Consider the following 18,141-nt stretch of genomic DNA (forward strand, 5'->3'; position numbering starts at 1 on the left):
GAAGTCACAAGCTAACAGAAAAAAATCGGCAAATAATTAATTATATGTCGGCGCTTGCGTCAATTTTGCAAACCCATGAGATTATTTGTACTCGTCTGATTTCATATTTTTTATTCCCCGCTCGAATTTATTGCGATTTACGATCGGCCGTCGTCTTTAGCGCGTTTCTCATTTTGTCATTGCAAGGAGCCGGATCGAATGGATGCGTGGAGCGAGGCACCGGACACACGGCCGGCCATCGCCGAGAAAGAACATCTGATCGATGCGCTGCGCGGCTTCGCGGCGCTCGCCGTCGCATATTTTCATTGCCGGCAGGTCGTATGGGTCGGCATGCAGAGCTTTTACCGCGCACACGGCCATTCGTTCGCGCCCGACGTATTGCTCGGCTATCTGACGTTTCCGTTCGCGTGGGGCAGCGCGGGCGTGCCGATCTTTTTCGTGCTCAGCGGCTACTGCATTCACCGCAACGCAGCGCTGCGATTCGCCGCCGATCCGTCGTACCGGCTCGACACGCCGAACTTTTGGGCCCGCCGCTTCGTGCGGATCTACCCGGTGCTGCTCGCCGCGCTCGTGCTCACGCTCGCGCTAGATGCAATCAGCCTGCAATTCGAGCCCGTCAGCCATAAGATCCGCGATATCGGACCGACTGCGTTCGTCGTCAACCTGTTATCGTTGCAAGGGGTAGCCGGCTATACCTATGGGTCCAACGGCGCATTGTGGACGTTGTCGCTTGAAGTGCAGTTCTACGCTGTTTATCCGCTGCTGTTCGCGACACGCCGGCGTTTCGGCATCCTGCCGATCGTTATCACGATCTCGCTCGTCAACCTGGTATCCGCATGGGTGTGCATACGTCACGATATCCAGTTCTTCACATCGTACTGGCTGTCGTGGACGCTCGGCGCGTGGATTGCCGACGGACGCGCGCAGCGACGGATGACCTGCACCATGCCGTCAAGGCTTTGGTATGCGGCGGCAGCCACCGGCACCGCGCTCGGCTGTATCGCGTTCCATTTTGGGCAGTACGGCGCATTCCAGCTCTGGGCCGCCGGTTTCGCATGCTATCTGTACGCGGCGCTGGCGCGGCCCGGCTCGGCGTCCTTACCGATGCGCGTGCTGTCGTGGTTCGGCAACTTCAGCTATTCGCTATATCTGATCCATTTACCGCTTTTCGTATGCATCGGCTCGGTGCTCTATCGGTCGGCGCTGCAGATGTCGATCTGGCCATCGTTTGCGTTCATCGCAGCCGTCGTGCCGCTCGCGTATCTGTTCTATCTGGCGGTCGAGCGGCCGGCGATACGTTGGTCGGCCAGTCTGAAGCCGAAGCGGGCCGCCACGGCTGCCGCGCGACAACGAATACCGGTGTGAATCCGGCAATCGTTCCCCAAAATGGGAAGGCAGCCAACGCGGAATGCATGACCGCACTGCCCACGCGCGTTTCCGGGTCCAGCCGCATCGATGCGCCGCCGGTGCGCGCAAAACGGTAAATCGGCCTCGGAAAAGCGACGATTCCGCGGTCACCGAGCGCGGCTGCCGAACTGCGGCCCATGCGGCCACTGCGGAACGCGCGGCCGATCACCGTATCCGTCACGACCTTCACGCCCGCTGCCGCTCACGCGCTGTCGCACGGACGGCCTGCGCGCCGTTGCGCCGTCTCGACCAGCATCCGCTCGACCTGCTCGACATACCGCCGCACGCCAAAGCGATTTAGCGCGGTTTCATAGCCGTTCCGGACGAGCCGATTGCACAGCACGGCATCGGTTCGCAGCGCGGCGAGCGCGTCGGCAAGCGCGTGTGCGTCGCCGGGCTCGCATAGCAGACCGTTTACGTCGTCGTCGACGATCTCGAGGACGCCGCCCGCACGGGCCGCGACGACCGGCCGCTTCGCGAGCATCCCCTCGACGATCACTCGTCCAAACGGCTCCGGCATGATCGACGTATGCGCAACGACATCGACTGCCTTCATGCAAGCCGGGATGTCGCGCTGAAAGCCCAGGAAATGCACGCGCTCCGCGAGCCCGCGCTCGACGACATACTCATTAAGCCAAGCCGCGTAATCGTCCTCGCCGAACAGCGGCGCGCCGACGAGCACGACATGCATGTCCCGATAGAGCCGGGCCGCTTCGAGCAAAACGTGCTGGCCTTTCCAGTGCGCGAGCCGGCTGAACGACCCGACGATCCACGCATCGCGCGGCAGCCCGAAGCGCACGCGCAGCGCAGCCTGGCGCACCGGTTCCAACTTGACGAACGGCTCGGCCGAAATACCGTTGAAGACAACCTGCACCGCGTCGCGATCGAAACCGCTCAGTGCGACAAACGCCTGCGCGGAAGCCTCCGAGTTCGCGATCACACGCGTCACGCCGAACCGCGCGCAATACCGAATCGCCGCGCGCTGCTTCGGCCCGAAATGCGCTTGGCTGACGATGTCGCGCAGATGCCAGACGACCGGCTTGCGTGCGAGCCGTCCGGCGATCGCGCCGACCACCATCGCACGCTGCGTGTTCGCGTAGATCACGTCGAAACCGCGCGCGCGGCGCGCGATATCGCGCACGAGCGCCAGCAAACTGCCTGCGGTGCGCAACGACATGCCACCCTGCTTGCGCACACCCGCGAGCGCACGCTCACCGACCACCTCGACGCGCACGCTCGCTTCGATCAGCGCGTCGCGAAATGGGCCGTCGCCGAACAGCACAACATCGGCGGCATCGCGCAATTGCATCATCGCCTCGAGCAACGACAACTCGGCGCCCCCCAGAACGCCGGCCTGATCGAGCACGAGCGCCTTCAACCCGCTTGACTTCAACGACACGGCAGGCGGCTCAGTGCGCCGCGTGAACCTCGCTCGCGCCTGCGCATCGGGCAATAGCGTATCGATCTGCGCGAGGAAACGGCGCCGGAAGTGCGCAGCGGAAAACCGCTCCGCGTTCGCTCGGCAATCCTGCGGATCGAAACATTGCGGCGCGCGCTCGAAATCACCCACGGCATCCATGATCGCACGCACGCTCTGCTCGCCGAAAAACACACCGGTCGGACGCTCATGCGGCACGTCGCGCACCGTCTCGAGCGCGCCGCCCTTGCCATACGCAATCACGGGCGTACCGCACGCCTGCGCCTCGACAACCGAAATTCCGAAATCCTCTTCGGCCGCGAAGACGAACGCTTTTGCCCGACGCATCCTGTCGTGCAGCACCGGGAACGGCTGATAACCCATGATCTCGACATTTGACGTCGCCTTCGCACGGATCTTGGCAATGTCCGGTCCATCGCCGATCACGACGAGCCGCCGCTCGGGCATCTGCGCGAACGCGTCGACGATCAGATCGATCTTCTTATACGGCACCATGCGCGACGCCGTGACATAAAAATCCTCTTTTTGCGCGCACAGCGCGAATCCGTCGACGTCGACCGGCGGAAACACCACCGCCGCATCGCGCCGATACACCTTGCGAATCCGCCGCGCGACAAACGCCGAATTCGCGATGAACCGGTCGACCGAATTTGCCGTGCGCACGTCCCAGTTCCGCATGTAATGCAGAATCAGCCGCGCGAGCACCGATTTGACGCCGCGGGTCAACTGAGTCTGTTCGAGGTACTGATGTTGCAGATCCCATGCGTAACGAATCGGCGAGTGCACGTAGCTGACGTGCACTTGGTCAGGGCCGGTCAAAATCCCCTTGGCAACCGCATGGCTGCTGGAAATCACGAGATCGTAAGACGATACGTCGAGCTGCTCGATCGCGATCGGCATCAGCGGCAAATAGCTGCGGTACTGAGTACGGGCGAACGGCAGCCGCTGGATGAACGAGGTTTTCACCGGCTTGCCGCGCAGGAACGTACGGTCGCCGAGAAAATCGACGACGCTGAACAAATCGGCGTCCGGAAAGCACGCGACGATCTGTTCGAGCACACGCTCGGCGCCTGCATAGGTGACGAGCCAGTCGTGCACGATCGCCACGCGCAACGCCCGTGCAGTAGCACTCGCACGCGGCGGCGTGAGCCGCGCGCCGCACGCATCGCGTGCGATGCGCCGCGCCGCCTGTTCGGCAAGATCTCGTTTCATATGATTTTCGTCACATTCAGGCGCACGAGTGCGGCGCGTGCGAGCATCCGGATGCCAGGCGTCATCGCAATCGACCAGCCGGCGTTCAACGCGAGTGCCGCCGCACACGCGACGATCGCGGCGGGCAATCCCGGCAGCGCATGCGCGGCATACAGGCTCGCGAGCAGGCATGCGAGATGCGCGCTCATATCGAGCGCGATGGCACGAATCCGGATCGCGCATAACAACAGCAGCAACCCGTAATCGACGAGTGCGCGCACCGCGACGGCAACCACCGCGCCGACCAGCCCGAAATGATGGATGCCGATCCATAGCGCCCCGATGAAGAGCGGCATCTGCACGAGGCCGGCCGCAGCTGCGCGTGCAGGATTGAGTTGCGATTGGATCAGGATGCGCGCGACGCTCGCCTGCCCGGCCAACCACACACTGATGACGAGCACGCCGCCGACGGGCGACGACAGATTTGCAAGATCGCGGCCGACCCATAGAGAAAGGAATGGATCGAGCGCAAAAATCGCGACGATCGCGACCGGCGTGAACACGGCATTCAAAAATTCCAGCGACTGCTCGACGAGCGTGTCGGCCGCATCGCGACCGAGCGCCGACAACCGCGGAAACAGCGTGCGCACGAACGCGTTGGGCAACATGCTCAACCGCGTGACGAGATTTTGTGGCACCGCGTAATACGTCACATACTTCGCGCCGAGCCCCGCGCCCAGCATCACGCGATCGAGGGTATCGGCAATCATGCCCGTGGCGCTCGCGATCAGCATCCAGCCACCGAAATTGAAAAGCCCTTTCGCAATGCCGAACCGGGGCGGTTCGATCGAGCGGATACCCAGTACCTTGATGCTCGCCGAACCCAGCATCACGGCCGCGATCAAGCGCGCGACGACCGCAGCGGCGAGCACGGCCTGCAACGTCGGCGCGACAGACCATGCGGTGATCAAGGGCAGCAATTGAAACAGGAACGTGCCGATTGTTTGGTTCGCGTTATAGACGCCGAAACGCTCCGCACCATTGATCGCCCCGGCGAACACCCACGATACGTTCGCAAGCGGAACCGCAAACGCGAGCCACGGCAGCGCGAGATATACCTCGTGCCGCAACCCGGCCGATACCTTCGCGAAGTACGCGGTATAGGCAAACGCGCCGGAATAGATCAGCAAGCCCCCAGCCACCCCGGTTCCGAGATTGAGCCAGAACGCACTCCAATACACGCGCGCGCTCAGCGCACTGTCGCCGCTCGCGAACGCCTTCGAGATGTGACACTGAGCGGCCATGCTCATCCCGAGATCCAGGATTCCGAAATAGCCTATCAGCGTCCACACGAGGCTCACGACGCCGTAACGTTCGACGCCCAGCGTGTGAATATAGGCTGGCACGGTAACGAGCGAAACGAATGTCGGCAAGACCATGCCGACGAAATTGATTGCAACGTTCCTCAAAATGAGTTTATCCATGATTGCATCGCGTGGCCGCATGTCTGCTCGTGACCGACCGTGCGTCGCTCATGCCAGATTCCGCCGCCATAACCAGAGGTATTGCCGCTCCCATCAGCATCGGACGTCGCAAAACGCCATCTCCTTTCGAACCTCGCTGACGACGCGAGCCTGCGCGGTGCCGAGCACATCGCAAAATATGTTTCAAATCGATTTCAAACGATGAAACGCAGGTTACAAGCAAAAATATTCATAAGAAATTGGAAATATTCACGAATAAATCCCCACGGAATACCGTTGTGCAATTTCTCACTCAACTTTTTTCCTGTGTGTAATAACGACCGGCCGCCAGCGGGCTATTCAAGTAGAACTTGCAGTGCAGTCCGGCGCACCGTATGCCACTCCATAGCGGCACCGTGCCTCGAAGGCAATCCGAATTCGTCGAATTAATATGTGTTTTTTACCAATTTATTTTGTCTAAAATTGACTAAAGATCGAATTTTTTATTTATCGGCATATCGATGACCGTCGCGATCAATTCCAGCATACCCGACATGCCTGCCGCTTCGCCTGGTCAGGCCGGCCGCATCGTTCAGCTCGACGGCCTGCGTGCATTCGCGGTGCTGTCGGTATTTTTTCATCATGCGCTGAAAGTGCCGCTGTGGATCGGCGTCGATCTTTTCTTCGTGCTGAGCGGCTTTTTGATTACCGGCATCCTGCTCGAACGCAAGGCATGCGGCCAGTCGTATTTCGGCTATTTCTACGCGCGCCGCGCGCGCCGCATCTTGCCTCCGTATCTATTGCTGCTGGCCGTTTCGTCACTGCTGTTCGGTGTCGAATGGGTTCGCCATTGGCCGTGGTATGCATTTTTTTTGACGAACCTGGGGCTATCGCTCGGCAGCATCGGGCACGACAGTCTGAACGTGCTGTGGTCGCTCGCGGTTGAAGAGCAGTTCTACCTACTCTGGCCATTCGTCGTGCTGCTTTGCCCGATACGCGTGCTGGCATGGATCGCCGGTGCGCTGATCGTCGCCGCGCCGGCAATGCGCGCAATCGTAACGCCATGGTTCAGTTCGTCTTGGCCCGTCTATTATTTGACGCCGTTCCGAATGGACTTGCTTGCCGCCGGCGCGCTGCTCGCGATCGCCATCACGCGCGACCGGCACGCACTCGAGCCGTATTACGGCGCGGCCGCCGCGCTCGCGCTAGCGGCGCTGGCAGCGCTCGTGTGCCTGCATCTATCGTATCCGCGCCTGCGTGCGGCGCACACGCCGCTATCGAATGCGGCGCTCTATAGCATCTCAGTCGCGCTTTGCACGTCGATCGTCGTGATCGCGCTGCGTGGTCGCGGCATGGTTCAGCGCGTTCTGACGCACCCCGTGCTCGTCTACATCGGCAGCGTCAGCTACTCGATTTATCTCGTTCACGTGAGCATGTTGTACGCGCTCTGGCCGCTGCACTGGAATCGCTATCTGACGACGTTGCTCGCACTGGCGGCCACGCTCACGTATGCCACCGTGAGCTGGTACGGCTTCGAGCGGCGCTTGGTGCTCAATGCGGCGCGGCAGACGGCCGCAAGCGCCATGCGCGCGTCCACATGATCTACAACATGCACTCCATTCATCTTTCGTTCGATCGATCCGGAACGGCCGCACGACGCATCGCTGCCCGCGCGTTGAACCTGCCCGAAGCGGTACGCGCCGTGAATCTGAAGACGCGGGGCCATCGAACGCTGGCCTTGGAGAAGTTCTGCAACGTGCGAGCGGTTTCACAAAACGGGAGTACCCCGCACTAATGAAATTTTCTGAATGCCACGCGCGGCGCGCGCTCATTACTGGCATCGCCGGTTTTACCGGGCGGCATCTCGCACAACGGCTCGACGCGGCTGGCTACGAAGTCTGGGGAATCGTCGCGCCCGGCACGAACGTAAGCGGTGATCCGCTGCTGCAGCGATACCGCTGCATTCAAGCCGACCTGCTGGACCTCGATTCGCTGCACGTGGCCGCGGCCGACGCGCAGCCGCATGCAGTCGCTCATCTCGCGGCGCGCGCGCACGTCGTGCACGACAACCCATACGACACGTATATCGTCAACGTCATCGGTACGCGCAATCTACTCGCAGCGCTCGCCGGTCTTGGCACACGCCCCGACGCAGTGCTGCTCGCCAGCAGCGCGAGCGTCTACGGCAATCTGTGTAATGAAGCGCTCAATGAAACCGTGCCGCCGCAACCGGTAGATGATTACTCGGTCAGCAAGCTATCGATGGAATATCTGGCGCAGCTGTGGCTCGATCGATTGCCGATCGTGATCGTGCGGCCATTCGACTATACGGGCGTCGGCCAGCGCGAACGGCGTGATATGTGGCGGCTGCCCAACCTCGTCGCGCACTATGCGAGCGGCGCGCGTCGAATCTCGCTCGGCAATCTGCATGCGAGCCGCGATATCTCCGACGTGCGCGACGTCGTCGACGCATATGCAAGGCTCATCGATGCCGCCCCGGCTGGCGAAACGTTCAACGTCTGCTCGGCACGCGGTTATACGCCGAAGGAAGTGCTCGCGATGCTCGCGCGCATCGCCGGATATGTGATCGATGTCAGCGTCGATCCGTGTTTTGCGCGCGAGAACGAAGCGAAGAAGTTCGTCGGTTCGCGACGCAAGTTGAACGAGGCGATCGGCGACACGCGCATCACGCCGCTCGAAGAAACGTTGCGCTGGATGTACGACGAGATGCGCAGCGCACCGCCGAAGCACGCCAACCTCCTAGTGCGCTGAGTATCTACGCACTTGCGTCCACCGCCTGACCGAAGCGGTCGTGCGTCAAGTCCCGAGCATCCCGCCACGCCTAAGCACATACGAAGCGCGATGCAGCAAACACGGCAACTATTCGCGGCGGGCGCGGCGAGCCGACACAAAATCACGCCCGCCACCCGCGCGGCTATTCGCGAAGCGCTTCGCCTAGGCGCCGGCCCGCATGCCGCATCCATTCGCGAGCAGATTTCGAATGCGCTTGCAGCCGGGCGAATCCATGCGTCATGTCGACCGCGTCGATCAATTCGACCCGACCGCGCGCGTTCCCGATAAACCGGGCAATCGCCCATGCGTCGTCATACAGCGGATCGACGCGCGCGGCGACTATGATCGTGCGGCACGGCCTGTCCAGCGGTGCGCGCGCGAGCGGAAACGCACGCACGTCGTCGCATGCGGGCGCGTGCGCCGACAGAAACTGTGCCCAGTACCAGCGCATTTCGTCAGCGCTCAACCCCGGAGAATGCGCGTGCATCCGGGCACTCCCCCCAAAAGCGAGCGCACGGGCAACCGGATAGAGCAGCAGTTGCGCGCGAACCGCCAGCCGATCGCGCTCGGCCGCCATGCGCGCCGCCCCCATCGCCAGATGCCCACCTGCGCTGTCGCCACCGACGCCAATGCGCCGTGCGGCAAAGCCCAGCCGCGATGCGTGCCGCGCGAGCCAGCCGAGCGCATCCACCGCATCGTCGACAGGCGCGGGAAACGGATGCTCGGGCGCGAGCCGGTATTCGACGCTCGCGACACCGCACCGCGCATCCAGCGCCAGGTTTGACGCGATGGCCTCGTGCGTCGACGCATCACCGACCACCCATCCGCCACCATGAAAATAAACGAGCAACGGCAAGTTACGCGCGCCTGCCGCAGGACGATAGAGATTAGCCGACAACGTTCTGCGTTCGAGCGGAATGCGGATTCGCTCGCGCCGGACGCCAGCAGAAAGCGGCACGCTGAACGCGGCCGCCACTCGCTCGAATCGCGCGCGAACGGCTGCCGCACCCGCCGTCCTGGGCACCGGAGCAAACGCACGGCTCGCCGCTGCGTAATAATCGATCAGCGCCCGATCGATCCCATCTGTACGCGTCGAAATCATCGTTGCCGCACCCTCATTCGAACTCGGCATGATGCGGCCCGTCGACTGCCGCCCGCGCACGCGCCAGCGCCTCGCCCGCCGCAGCAGCATCGCGAACCTCCGGCCCGCTGCCCTTGAACGGCGGCCGCGCGACAGCACGCGCCGCGCTTGCAGTCACCCGCTCGCCGGGCGCGACAGCTTCCATCACCACCGCGTTCGGCCCAACCTTCGCGCCAGCGCCAACCGTAAATGGCCCGAGAATCTTGGCGCCCGCGCCGACGACGACGCCATCGCCCAACGTCGGATGGCGTTTGGTGCCGCGCCGCAGCGACGTTCCCCCGAGCGTCGCGCCCTGGTAGATCGTGCAATCGTCGCCCACTACGGCCGTCTCGCCGATCACGACACCCATCCCGTGATCGATCAGCACTCTGCGCCCGATCACTGCCCCCGGATGAATCTCGATTCCGGTTAGCAGTCTGCCCAGATAACCGATAAAACGTGCCGGCCAGTGAATGCGCATGCGCCACAATCGATGGGCCATCCGATGCAGTATCACCGCGTGCAATCCGGGGTAGCACGTCAATACTTCGAAACGGCCGCGCGCAGCCGGATCCCGCCGCCGGATTGCGTCAATGTCTTCTCTCAACCTAGCCAATAACATGATCGTCTCCGTTGATAGTCATCGAGTAATGGCTGTTTATTTGCTTTTTTTTCGCTGGCCGCCTGCCGCCCGCACGGCGCCGGGTCATCCAAACTCGCGCAATCCGCAGCGGCGGGCCAGCGTGCTCATTGCATCGAAAAGCTCGTGATAGTCGCGGCATACGCCGATCTCCGGATGCGCCGCTGCAATCAATTCGGGCACGTTGATGAAACGCGCAGCGTCGGCCGCCTTCAACATACCGATGTCGTTGAACGAATCGCCGGCCGCAAATACGGAGTAACCGAGATCCTGCATCGCCCGCACTACTTTCGGTTTCTGATCGTCCAGACGCGCAGCCCAGCCCGTGACCCTGCCGGCCGCATCGAGCGTCAAGCGGTGGCAGATCGCCGGCGCACAACCGAGCTTCGCGGCGAGCGGCCCGAGAAAGTCCCGATACGAATCGGATACGAGCAGCGTGGGCCAGCGCGCGCGAACCTCGTCAAGAAATTCGCGCGCGCCGGGCAAAAGCTCGACCTCGCGCACGATCGACACCAGGCGCTCGATCGACAAGCCATGCTCGTTCAGGCTGCGGATGCGCGCGGCCATCAACGCGTGATAGTCGGGCTCGTCCCGCGTCGTGATGCGCAGTGCCGCAATTCCCGTGGCTTCAGCGATTTTGCCCCACAGCTCCGGCAAAAGCGTTCCTTCGATATCCAAACAAACTAGCATCGGTATCCTCGACAGTTCAGGCGGTTTGCATCGCGGCGACGCCGTCGATACAGCAAAGCACGGCCCGGTGAGCATCGCTGACGGCACGCGATGGCGCACCCGGCGACGGCACGTAATGGTTGTAGTAAGACGCGCCTTCGACGCACGGGCCGAAAATCCACAGGTTGGACGCAACCTCGCCGGCAATGCCGATCGGATGACCGTCACTGTCCGTGCGCACGCCGTCCAGCCCCATCGCCGGCTGTACCGGCGTGACGATTCCCTTTACGTGCAGCGAGGCCAGCAGTGCGGAGCCGGACTCATGCACGCCGGAGCTGTCCACCCGCGCGGCAAGCACTCGCGACACGACACGCGGCCGTATATCGGCAGCGGCGGCGTCGCGGCTTGCGATCGTGTACGAGCCGGTTCGTTCGTCGCGCCGCACGTCCGGATTCACGCCGGGGAAAATCTCGACGATTCCGGCGTCGATCAACGCGACCAGATCTTCGTGCCGCTCTTTCTGCGGGCCGGCAACCATCCGGTTGATCAACGCACTGTACGGCCCATAGAAAAGCGCGTGCGATTGTGCCGAGAATCCGCCGTAATTCGCGAGATCGCGCAATGCATCGCGCAAATCGCGCCAGACTTCGAGTGCCGCTTTGCGGGGGCTCGCAGCGAGCCCCTTGCGGCTTTCCGCGATGTCGTCTTTCAAAAAACTCAGCAACCATTCCGGATAGCGCTGCCCCGTGCCGCACGCGGGCACACTCAAACGCAGCAGCGTGTCAGGATCGAACGGTCCGAAACGCGACGCGCATGCGCTGAAGATGCGCTCGATCGACGCCTGCCCCTGCGCGCCGGTCATTTGCCCGCGCAGTGCGACCACGCTGGCAGGTTCCGCCAGCATCGCAGCCGTCAAATAAAACGCGGCTCGCATTTCATCCTTCATGATCGGCAGCACGTCTCGCACGAAATCGAGCGATCCCGCCCGCCGTCTCAACATCGCCACTCGCTCGGCAGTCAGGAAAACGGGCTTGTGCCGCTCGCGCGTGAGCGTCGTGTCCGGCCGGCTGAAAAAAGGCAGCCCCGAGCGCGAATAGACCAGCATCCGCGGCTCACGTCCCGAGCGGACATAGCGAAGCCCATTATCCGCACATCGGACAAAACGGCCGCCACGACCGAGCGTCAACGCCGAAATCAAATCCGCGCTGGTCAACCCAAGGCCCGCTATCGCGATACGTTCGCCGGCCGAAACATCGGCCAGCAGCGTCTGGGTCGCAGTGCAACCGACAGGTCCGGGGATCACATCGATGAATGCGTCGCCGCTCTTGCGCTTTCGCCCCGTGTGGCCGATGGTGACGAACGCATGCGCGACCTTGCAACGCTCACCGTCGGCGCCGTGCAGCGTCAATCCGCTTGCATCATCCAACGCAACGATATCGATCACCTTCTGCCGATGCAGCACGATCCGCAGATTCGGTGGTGCGAGCGTGCACAAATGCTCGAACGACCATGCGAGATATTGGCCGAGCCGCCGCCGCGGCAAGTAGTCGAGTTCCGATGCCCTGCGTTCGGCGCAGTGCGCATCCCGGTCCTCGCGCATCCGGACGTCGCGTGTGACGCACCACTCATGGAAGGTCGGCCCTAGGCGCTCAAGCCGGCCGCCGGCTGCGCCGAAATCCGCGAAGATGCTCAACTGCCCGGCAATCGTGTTGAGCATCAGGTAATCGGGCTGATCCGGCGAGTGCACGCCTACCCCAGGCACGCCGGGCTCGAAGATGACGGCCGTGACCGAACGATGCGGCCGCTGCCTGGCCGCCCAAACCAGGCGTTCGAGCACGACGAGCCCGCGCGGGCCCAGACCGACGATGCCGATCGCCGTTTCCGAATCCGCGCGGTCTACCATCTCGCGACCTCCGGAAAGAAACCGGGCACGGACAGTGCCAAATTGTCGGCCACCGCGATGTCATAGACCTGCTTGCCGATCGCGAGATCGAGAACGCCCAGACCGAACGGCGAAAACACCGTGGCTCGCGCCGGGTCCAGCGCAATCTCGCCACGAATCAATTGCGCGATCGTTCCGTTGATGAACGTGCGGCCGCCCGACATTTTTTCCGCGAGATGCGGCGACGTGTCGGCTTTCAGGCAATGGTCGACGTCGTCGACGACGTTGTTGGCCTCCATGAGTAACGAGGGCGCAAGATCGCGCAGCGAGATGTTGAGGATCGTCTGGCCGGCGCGCAAGCGGGTCGGCGTATCGACGTATGGCGTGCCAGCGTTCGTCGCGAACACGACCAAATCGGCATCCAGTGCCGCCGACAGCGTGTCGACGCGAACCTTGGCGGCAATACGTCTTGCCGCATGTGCGCTCAACGATTCGGAAGACTGAAGATCGCGATCATGGACCACTACCTCGTCGAACGTCCATTCGTCCGCCACGAACATGTCGAAGATGTTCTTCGCAATGACGCCTGCGCCGATGAAAGCAACCGACGCCGCACGGCGCACATGCCCGGTACACCAGTTCGCGGCAAGTACGGCCGAGGCGGCCGTGCGCACCGCGCTGATCTGCGACGCCTCGAGAAACGCAAACGGATAGCCGGTGGCCGGATCGTTCAATACCAACGTGGCGGACGCACGAGCGAGACCCTTGCCGAGATTCGACGGATAGCTGGCAATCCACTTGATGCCGGTGACGTTGATCGAACCGTCGACCGCTGCGGGCAATGCAATGATCCGATCCGACGGCCGCTGCGGGAAGCGCAGAAAATAGCTGTCCGGATTGATCGTCTGTCCGTCATGATGCGCAAGGTACGCTTGCTCGACCGACGTGATCGCGCGTCGCAACGTCCGGTCCAGAATGCGGCGCACGCTTACGCCTGTTACGACGTGAAACGGCAATGAATCATGTGTCATTGACGCAACTCCTCTACGAATGTGCCAACAGTGAATGAAAAGACGGAATCTGCGAAATATCGCCGTCAAGCGGAGCCGCGCCGAATCGCTCGCGGACCCAGTCGTCGTCATAAACCGTGTCGAGATATCGCTCGCCGAAATCCGGTGAAATGGCAACCACGGTCGCGCCACGCGCGATACGCTCACGCCAGCCGAAGAGCCCGGCCAGCACGGTGCCGGTCGACGCGCCGACCAGCAGCCCGCGCGTGCGCGCGAGATAGCGGCACATCGCAATCGTGTGCGACTCGGGAATCTGTTCCATCGCAAAGATGCCGTCTGCCTTGAAAATCGGCGGCATCCGGCTCGAGCCCAGCCCCGGCAAATAGCGTTTGCTTGCCGGCTGACCAAACGTCACCGAGCCGATGCTATCGACCGCGACGATCCGGGTGCCGGGCCGGTACGCACGGAAGTAGTCGACGCAGCCCATCAGCGTGCCGGTCGTACCCGCGCCGACGAATAGATAGTCGATTTCCGGAAACGCGTTCGCGATAGACGCAGCGGTCAGGCGCCGATGAATCGCCGCATTCGCGGGATTCGAATATTGATTCAGCCATACGTATCGAGCGTCCCGCGCGAGGCAGTCCTGGACATAGGCAATTCGCGTGCCGAGGTAGCCGCCGTTCGCATCCTTTTGCTCGACCATCACGATGGTCGCCCCATATGCCGCCATGATCTTCTTGTTGTGCGCAGACGTGTTCGGATCGACCACGCATGTAAAGCGCAAGCCGCGCGATGCACACACCATGCTCAGCGCAACGCCCAGATTTCCGGACGACGATTCGATCAATACGGTATCCTGATTGATCAATCCCCGCTCATCCAGACTTTCGAGCAAACCCAACGCGGTCTTTAGCTTGATGGAGCCGGCCAGGTTCAGTCCTTCGAGCTTCAGATGCACGTCGGCGGAAACGAGGCCCGCCAGCGTCAGGAACGCGCCGTCGTCGACGAATTCGGCCACCGAGGCGCGCGAGCGGCGCGCGACGACGTCCATGCTCGCAATCAACATGATCGCACCTCCTGCGGCTGCTCGTTGGGCTCCAGCAGCGACGCGAGTATCCGCTCGGCCCGCATCGCCATCAGCGAGAAAGACTGCCCGTCGCCGATACCGTGCGCGCGCTCCGACAAGCCGTTCGCAAAAATTTCGACATCGGCATTTTCCGTCTCGATCCGATAGTCGCGGCCGATCGTGATGCCGCCGTCGCCATCGATCGCAAGCCACGGCTGCAACTCGGCAAGCAGGGGTGGAATCAGCGGTTGCTCGTAACCGGTCGCAATGACGATCGCGTCCACGTTCAACCATGTCACGCTGCCGTTGAACACATCACGCACCGCCACGCGATAAGCCGCGCCATCCCGCTTGATCTCGATTGCCTCCTGAAACACCTGCACATTCAGGCGCTCGCGTCCCGCCAGTTGGTCTTCGTAGACCAGCGAATACAGCGCGAGACTTTCGTCGGGGTCGATACCCGAGTAGTTGGTCGCCTTCACTTCGGCGAGCAGACGTCGCCGCGCGTCGGGCTCGAGATCGTGGAAGTAATCGACGCGCTCCGGTGAAAACGCCAGATTCGGGAAATGGCCAAGCTGCGTGATCTTGAAGCCGCTCGACCGATGCAGCGACTCGATCAAGGCGTCCGGATGACGGCGCAGCAGATCGGCAATGGCCTCACTCGCGCTCTGCCCCGAGCCGACGACCAGCCAGCGCTTACAGTCGGCAAGCGCAGGCGCGGCGACGGCGCTTAAATACTGGGCGGTATGAAACACCCGTTCACCGAGATGCGCGCGAAAGACTTCCGGCACACGCGGATGACTGCCGTTCGCGAGCACCAGCCGCCGGGTGCGCCGCACGCCCTTGGACGTCACGACCTGCAAGCCGGTGAGGCGGCCGTCGGCGGTCTGCGGCAGAATCTGGCGAACCGGTTCGTCGTAAGCCACGTATTGGCTCAACTGCCCCGCCACCCAGCTTACGTAGTCGGACCACTCGAACCGGCTCGCAGGCCGCCCGAGTTGGCTGAACCGGTACAAGCGGCCGTTCTCCTTCAAATACATCGCAAACGAATAACGGCTGCGCGGATCGCGCGGCGTGACGAGATCGCGCAGCGGATGGTGGTTGATGTCGGTGCCGGGCAGCAACAGCTCGGGCTGCCACTGCGTGCTCGACGCGCGTTCGAGAAACGTGACGGCCTCGTAAGGCGGCCTGCCGTTCGCTTCGCTCCAATCGGCGATCGCGCACGCGAGCGCGATCGCGGCAGGGCCGAAACCCACGCAGATCAGATCTGAATCAAATGCACTCGGTAGATCTCTCTTCATTACAGGTTCCTCATATTGACTCATTGGATGCGCCTGCTTCGATCACCTGCTCGAGCATCAAACGCCCGGATTTCAGCGACCAGATCGCATGCGCGGTATCGCGGTTTTGCCGCGCCGAAAACCGGACGCGCGCGACCGGGGTATCGAAGCTCATGTCACCGATGCGTTGCGGATCGACGCCCGGTCCGGCCGCCAGCTGCGCGGCGATATGCAATGCGGCAAACGTCTCCAGCGCGTTGACGCCGGGGTTTTCCGCATACCAGCGGACGTAGCTGCGCGCGAATGCCTCGCCGCGCGCCAACGCATAAGCGGGTGCGAAACCGACGATGCGCACGTGCGCGGCGTCTCCGATCCGCTCGGCCAAGCTCGCCGAAGCAGCGTCGTCGGTCAGGAAGATCGGCTCCGTGCAGCCCGCGTCGCGCCGCTTCAGCACATAGTCGGCGCTCGCCTGCGCACTGCCGACGAAGACCGAGCACGTCCCAGGCGAAGCGTCGCCGTCGTTCAATACGGCAATGCCATGCAACGACGCCGCATCCGCGATATCGGCCGCGAGTTGTTGCCCGTGACGGGTCGGCTCGCAAGCAACGCGCAACCGTCGCCACCCGTTCGACGCAAGATGCGCGACGAGCCGGCTCGCCAGCACGCAATCGGGCGCGCACAGGCGCAGCACGGGCGAGCCGTTGGCGGTCAGCGAACTGGCCGTTGCGGTCGGCAGCAGCAGTAACGTTCCGGATTGCGCGTAGCGCGACACGACAGCCTGCGCCGCATCCGATGACATATGACCGATGACGATGCGCGCGCCGGCCCGCTCGAATTGCTCGGCCGCGCGCAATGCCCCTTCGCGCGTGCCGAGGTCGTCGGCAAACACGAAGCGCAACGCGGCGATTCGCGGATACTCGTTTCTCGCCAGCGCGAGCGTGCGAAAGAACGTGCGTGCATGCGGAGCGGCCTGCAAGTCGTAGCGGATGGCCACGCCGATCGTCGGCGAAACACGCTTCATCTAGACGCCCTCCGCCTGGCCGATCACGCGGATTGCCGAAAAACGGTCCGGCGCGAAAGGCACGAGCAAATCGGGCGTCGCCGAGACCCCATTGCGAAGCCGCTGTGCAATCTGCTGCGCGATAAGCTGTGACAGCGGCGATGCGAGCTTGTAACCGATTCCGTTCATCGCCGTGGCCGCATAGCGCGTCGCCGCGGCGTCGACGAATCCGACGATCGGTCTTCCGTCAGGCGAGTAGCAATCGTGCCCACGCAGGATGTCGATCACCGGGCCGCGCTCCCGCACGCCGGTCATGACGCTCAACCGATGCAGCGCGTCTTTCTTGATCGCATCGCCGAATCGCCATTGGAGCTGCTCGGGCAGGCGCGCGCCCTCCCGGACGCGCGAGCCGGCATGAATCAAACCGCCGCTCAGCGGCACCGCATAGCTGTCCGCGATCGCATCGATCACAGGCAGCTCGAGCGGTTTCGACGCCGCCACCCGCATCAGCGGAATCGAGCGCGCGGTCAACGGCAGATCGCCCAGCAACGAAGCCGACGATGCACCGCATGCAATCACCGCGACACGGGCAAACAGCGTCGCGCCGTCAGTCTCCACGCACACACTGTCGCTGCTCGAGTGAACGCTGCTGACGCCGAGGTTTTCGAGCAGCACGCCGTGATCCTTGACGTAGTTCGCAAGCCCTCCCGCAGCTGCCCGAACATTGCCGATTCCCGCATTCGGTTCATACAGCACGGCCTCGTCCGAACGTGGCTGCGGAAACGACGAGATCGCAGCCACTTCGCTTCGCGTCAGCAGTCGCATCGGATATTCCGCGCTCGCATGCGCCGCAATACAGCGGCGCAGCGACAGATCGGACTCGTTCAGGCCGAGATACAGCATGCCGGTCTTGCGGCGGGTCGCGGCGATCGTGCGCGTGACGACCGAATCGGCGCACCGGAATTCATGGGCCGCGAGCGAAGAGATAGCCGGATCGCGGTCGTAGATGCGCGAAATACCGCCGGAGTATCGGCTCGCGCCGTGGTTACCGGCACTGCCTTCATCGATCAGCGCGGTGTGAATGCCTTGCTCGACCAATGCGGCGGCGATGGCCGAACCGATGATGCCGGCCCCGAGCACGGCGGCTTCCACGCGCAACATGACGTCGTTCGCTTGCAATTG

Annotated in this window: 13 protein-coding genes and 1 pseudogene; 3 read left to right on the forward strand and 11 right to left on the reverse strand. The window is 62.9% G+C overall.

The annotated features are described in order from the left end of the window. The first annotated feature begins 198 nt into the window (after positions 1–198). Positions 199–1,365, forward strand: a complete 1,167-nt coding sequence (locus tag BSIN_RS20245) for an acyltransferase family protein (RefSeq protein ID WP_089341764.1) — start codon at positions 199–201, stop codon at positions 1,363–1,365. A gap of 244 nt (positions 1,366–1,609) precedes the next feature. Here the strand turns inward: BSIN_RS20245 and BSIN_RS20250 are convergent, their stop codons facing one another. Together BSIN_RS20250 and BSIN_RS20255 are read right to left on the reverse strand one after the other, a co-directional pair. Further along, a complete protein-coding gene (locus tag BSIN_RS20250) occupies positions 1,610–4,057 on the reverse strand; it encodes a glycosyltransferase family 4 protein (protein WP_173678724.1) in 2,448 nt (815 codons plus the stop codon). After that, the gene (locus tag BSIN_RS20255) at positions 4,054–5,520 is read right to left on the reverse strand and encodes an oligosaccharide flippase family protein (protein WP_089341766.1); all 1,467 of its coding nucleotides are present in this window, start codon (positions 5,518–5,520) and stop codon (positions 4,054–4,056) included. Before BSIN_RS20255 ends, BSIN_RS20250 begins: the two co-directional genes overlap by 4 nt. 533 nt (positions 5,521–6,053) lie before the next feature. Here BSIN_RS20255 and BSIN_RS20260 point away from each other — a divergent pair. After that, a complete protein-coding gene (locus BSIN_RS20260; RefSeq protein WP_059515522.1) occupies positions 6,054–7,100 on the forward strand; it encodes an acyltransferase family protein in 1,047 nt (348 codons plus the stop codon). A 193-nt stretch (positions 7,101–7,293) separates the two neighbouring features. Next, positions 7,294–8,271, forward strand: coding sequence for an NAD-dependent epimerase/dehydratase family protein (locus BSIN_RS20265; RefSeq protein ID WP_089341767.1), 978 nt, complete (start codon positions 7,294–7,296; stop codon positions 8,269–8,271). Positions 8,272–8,434: 163 nt separating this feature from the next. Here BSIN_RS20265 and BSIN_RS20270 read toward each other — a convergent pair whose 3' ends face one another. The 9 genes and pseudogenes from BSIN_RS20270 to BSIN_RS20305 form a co-directional block, all read right to left on the reverse strand. After that, entirely contained in the window at positions 8,435–9,424 is a 990-nt protein-coding gene (locus BSIN_RS20270) for an alpha/beta hydrolase (RefSeq protein WP_256583895.1), read from the reverse strand. A gap of 100 nt (positions 9,425–9,524) precedes the next feature. Then, positions 9,525–10,034 (reverse strand): annotated as a pseudogene (gene cysE, locus BSIN_RS20275) (serine O-acetyltransferase); the annotation flags it as partial. Between the two features lie 84 nt (positions 10,035–10,118). After that, positions 10,119–10,742 carry a bifunctional phosphoserine phosphatase/homoserine phosphotransferase ThrH gene (gene thrH / locus BSIN_RS20280; protein ID WP_159936014.1) on the reverse strand — a complete coding sequence of 208 codons (624 nt, stop codon included), beginning with the start codon at positions 10,740–10,742 and terminating at the stop codon, positions 10,119–10,121. 16 nt (positions 10,743–10,758) lie between these two features. Further along, positions 10,759–12,624 carry an FAD/NAD(P)-binding protein gene (locus BSIN_RS20285; RefSeq protein ID WP_089341770.1) on the reverse strand — a complete coding sequence of 622 codons (1,866 nt, stop codon included), beginning with the start codon at positions 12,622–12,624 and terminating at the stop codon, positions 10,759–10,761. Continuing rightward, positions 12,618–13,634, reverse strand: coding sequence for a 2,3-diaminopropionate biosynthesis protein SbnB (gene sbnB, locus BSIN_RS26275; RefSeq protein ID WP_218192436.1), 1,017 nt, complete (start codon positions 13,632–13,634; stop codon positions 12,618–12,620). Before sbnB ends, BSIN_RS20285 begins: the two co-directional genes overlap by 7 nt. 13 nt (positions 13,635–13,647) lie before the next feature. Further along, entirely contained in the window at positions 13,648–14,679 is a 1,032-nt protein-coding gene (sbnA, locus tag BSIN_RS26280) for a 2,3-diaminopropionate biosynthesis protein SbnA (RefSeq protein WP_256583896.1), read from the reverse strand. After that, complete coding sequence (locus BSIN_RS20295) at positions 14,673–15,980, reverse strand: SidA/IucD/PvdA family monooxygenase (protein ID WP_089341771.1); 1,308 nt, start codon at positions 15,978–15,980, stop codon at positions 14,673–14,675. Before BSIN_RS20295 ends, sbnA begins: the two co-directional genes overlap by 7 nt. Before the next feature lie 10 nt (positions 15,981–15,990). Further along, positions 15,991–16,980, reverse strand: a complete 990-nt coding sequence (locus tag BSIN_RS20300; RefSeq protein ID WP_089341772.1) for a type 1 periplasmic-binding domain-containing protein — start codon at positions 16,978–16,980, stop codon at positions 15,991–15,993. After that, positions 16,981–18,138, reverse strand: coding sequence for an NAD(P)/FAD-dependent oxidoreductase (locus BSIN_RS20305; protein ID WP_059514899.1), 1,158 nt, complete (start codon positions 18,136–18,138; stop codon positions 16,981–16,983). Positions 18,139–18,141 lie beyond the last annotated feature (3 nt).

Source organism: Burkholderia singularis (assembly GCF_900176645.1).
GTDB lineage: Bacteria > Pseudomonadota > Gammaproteobacteria > Burkholderiales > Burkholderiaceae > Burkholderia > Burkholderia singularis.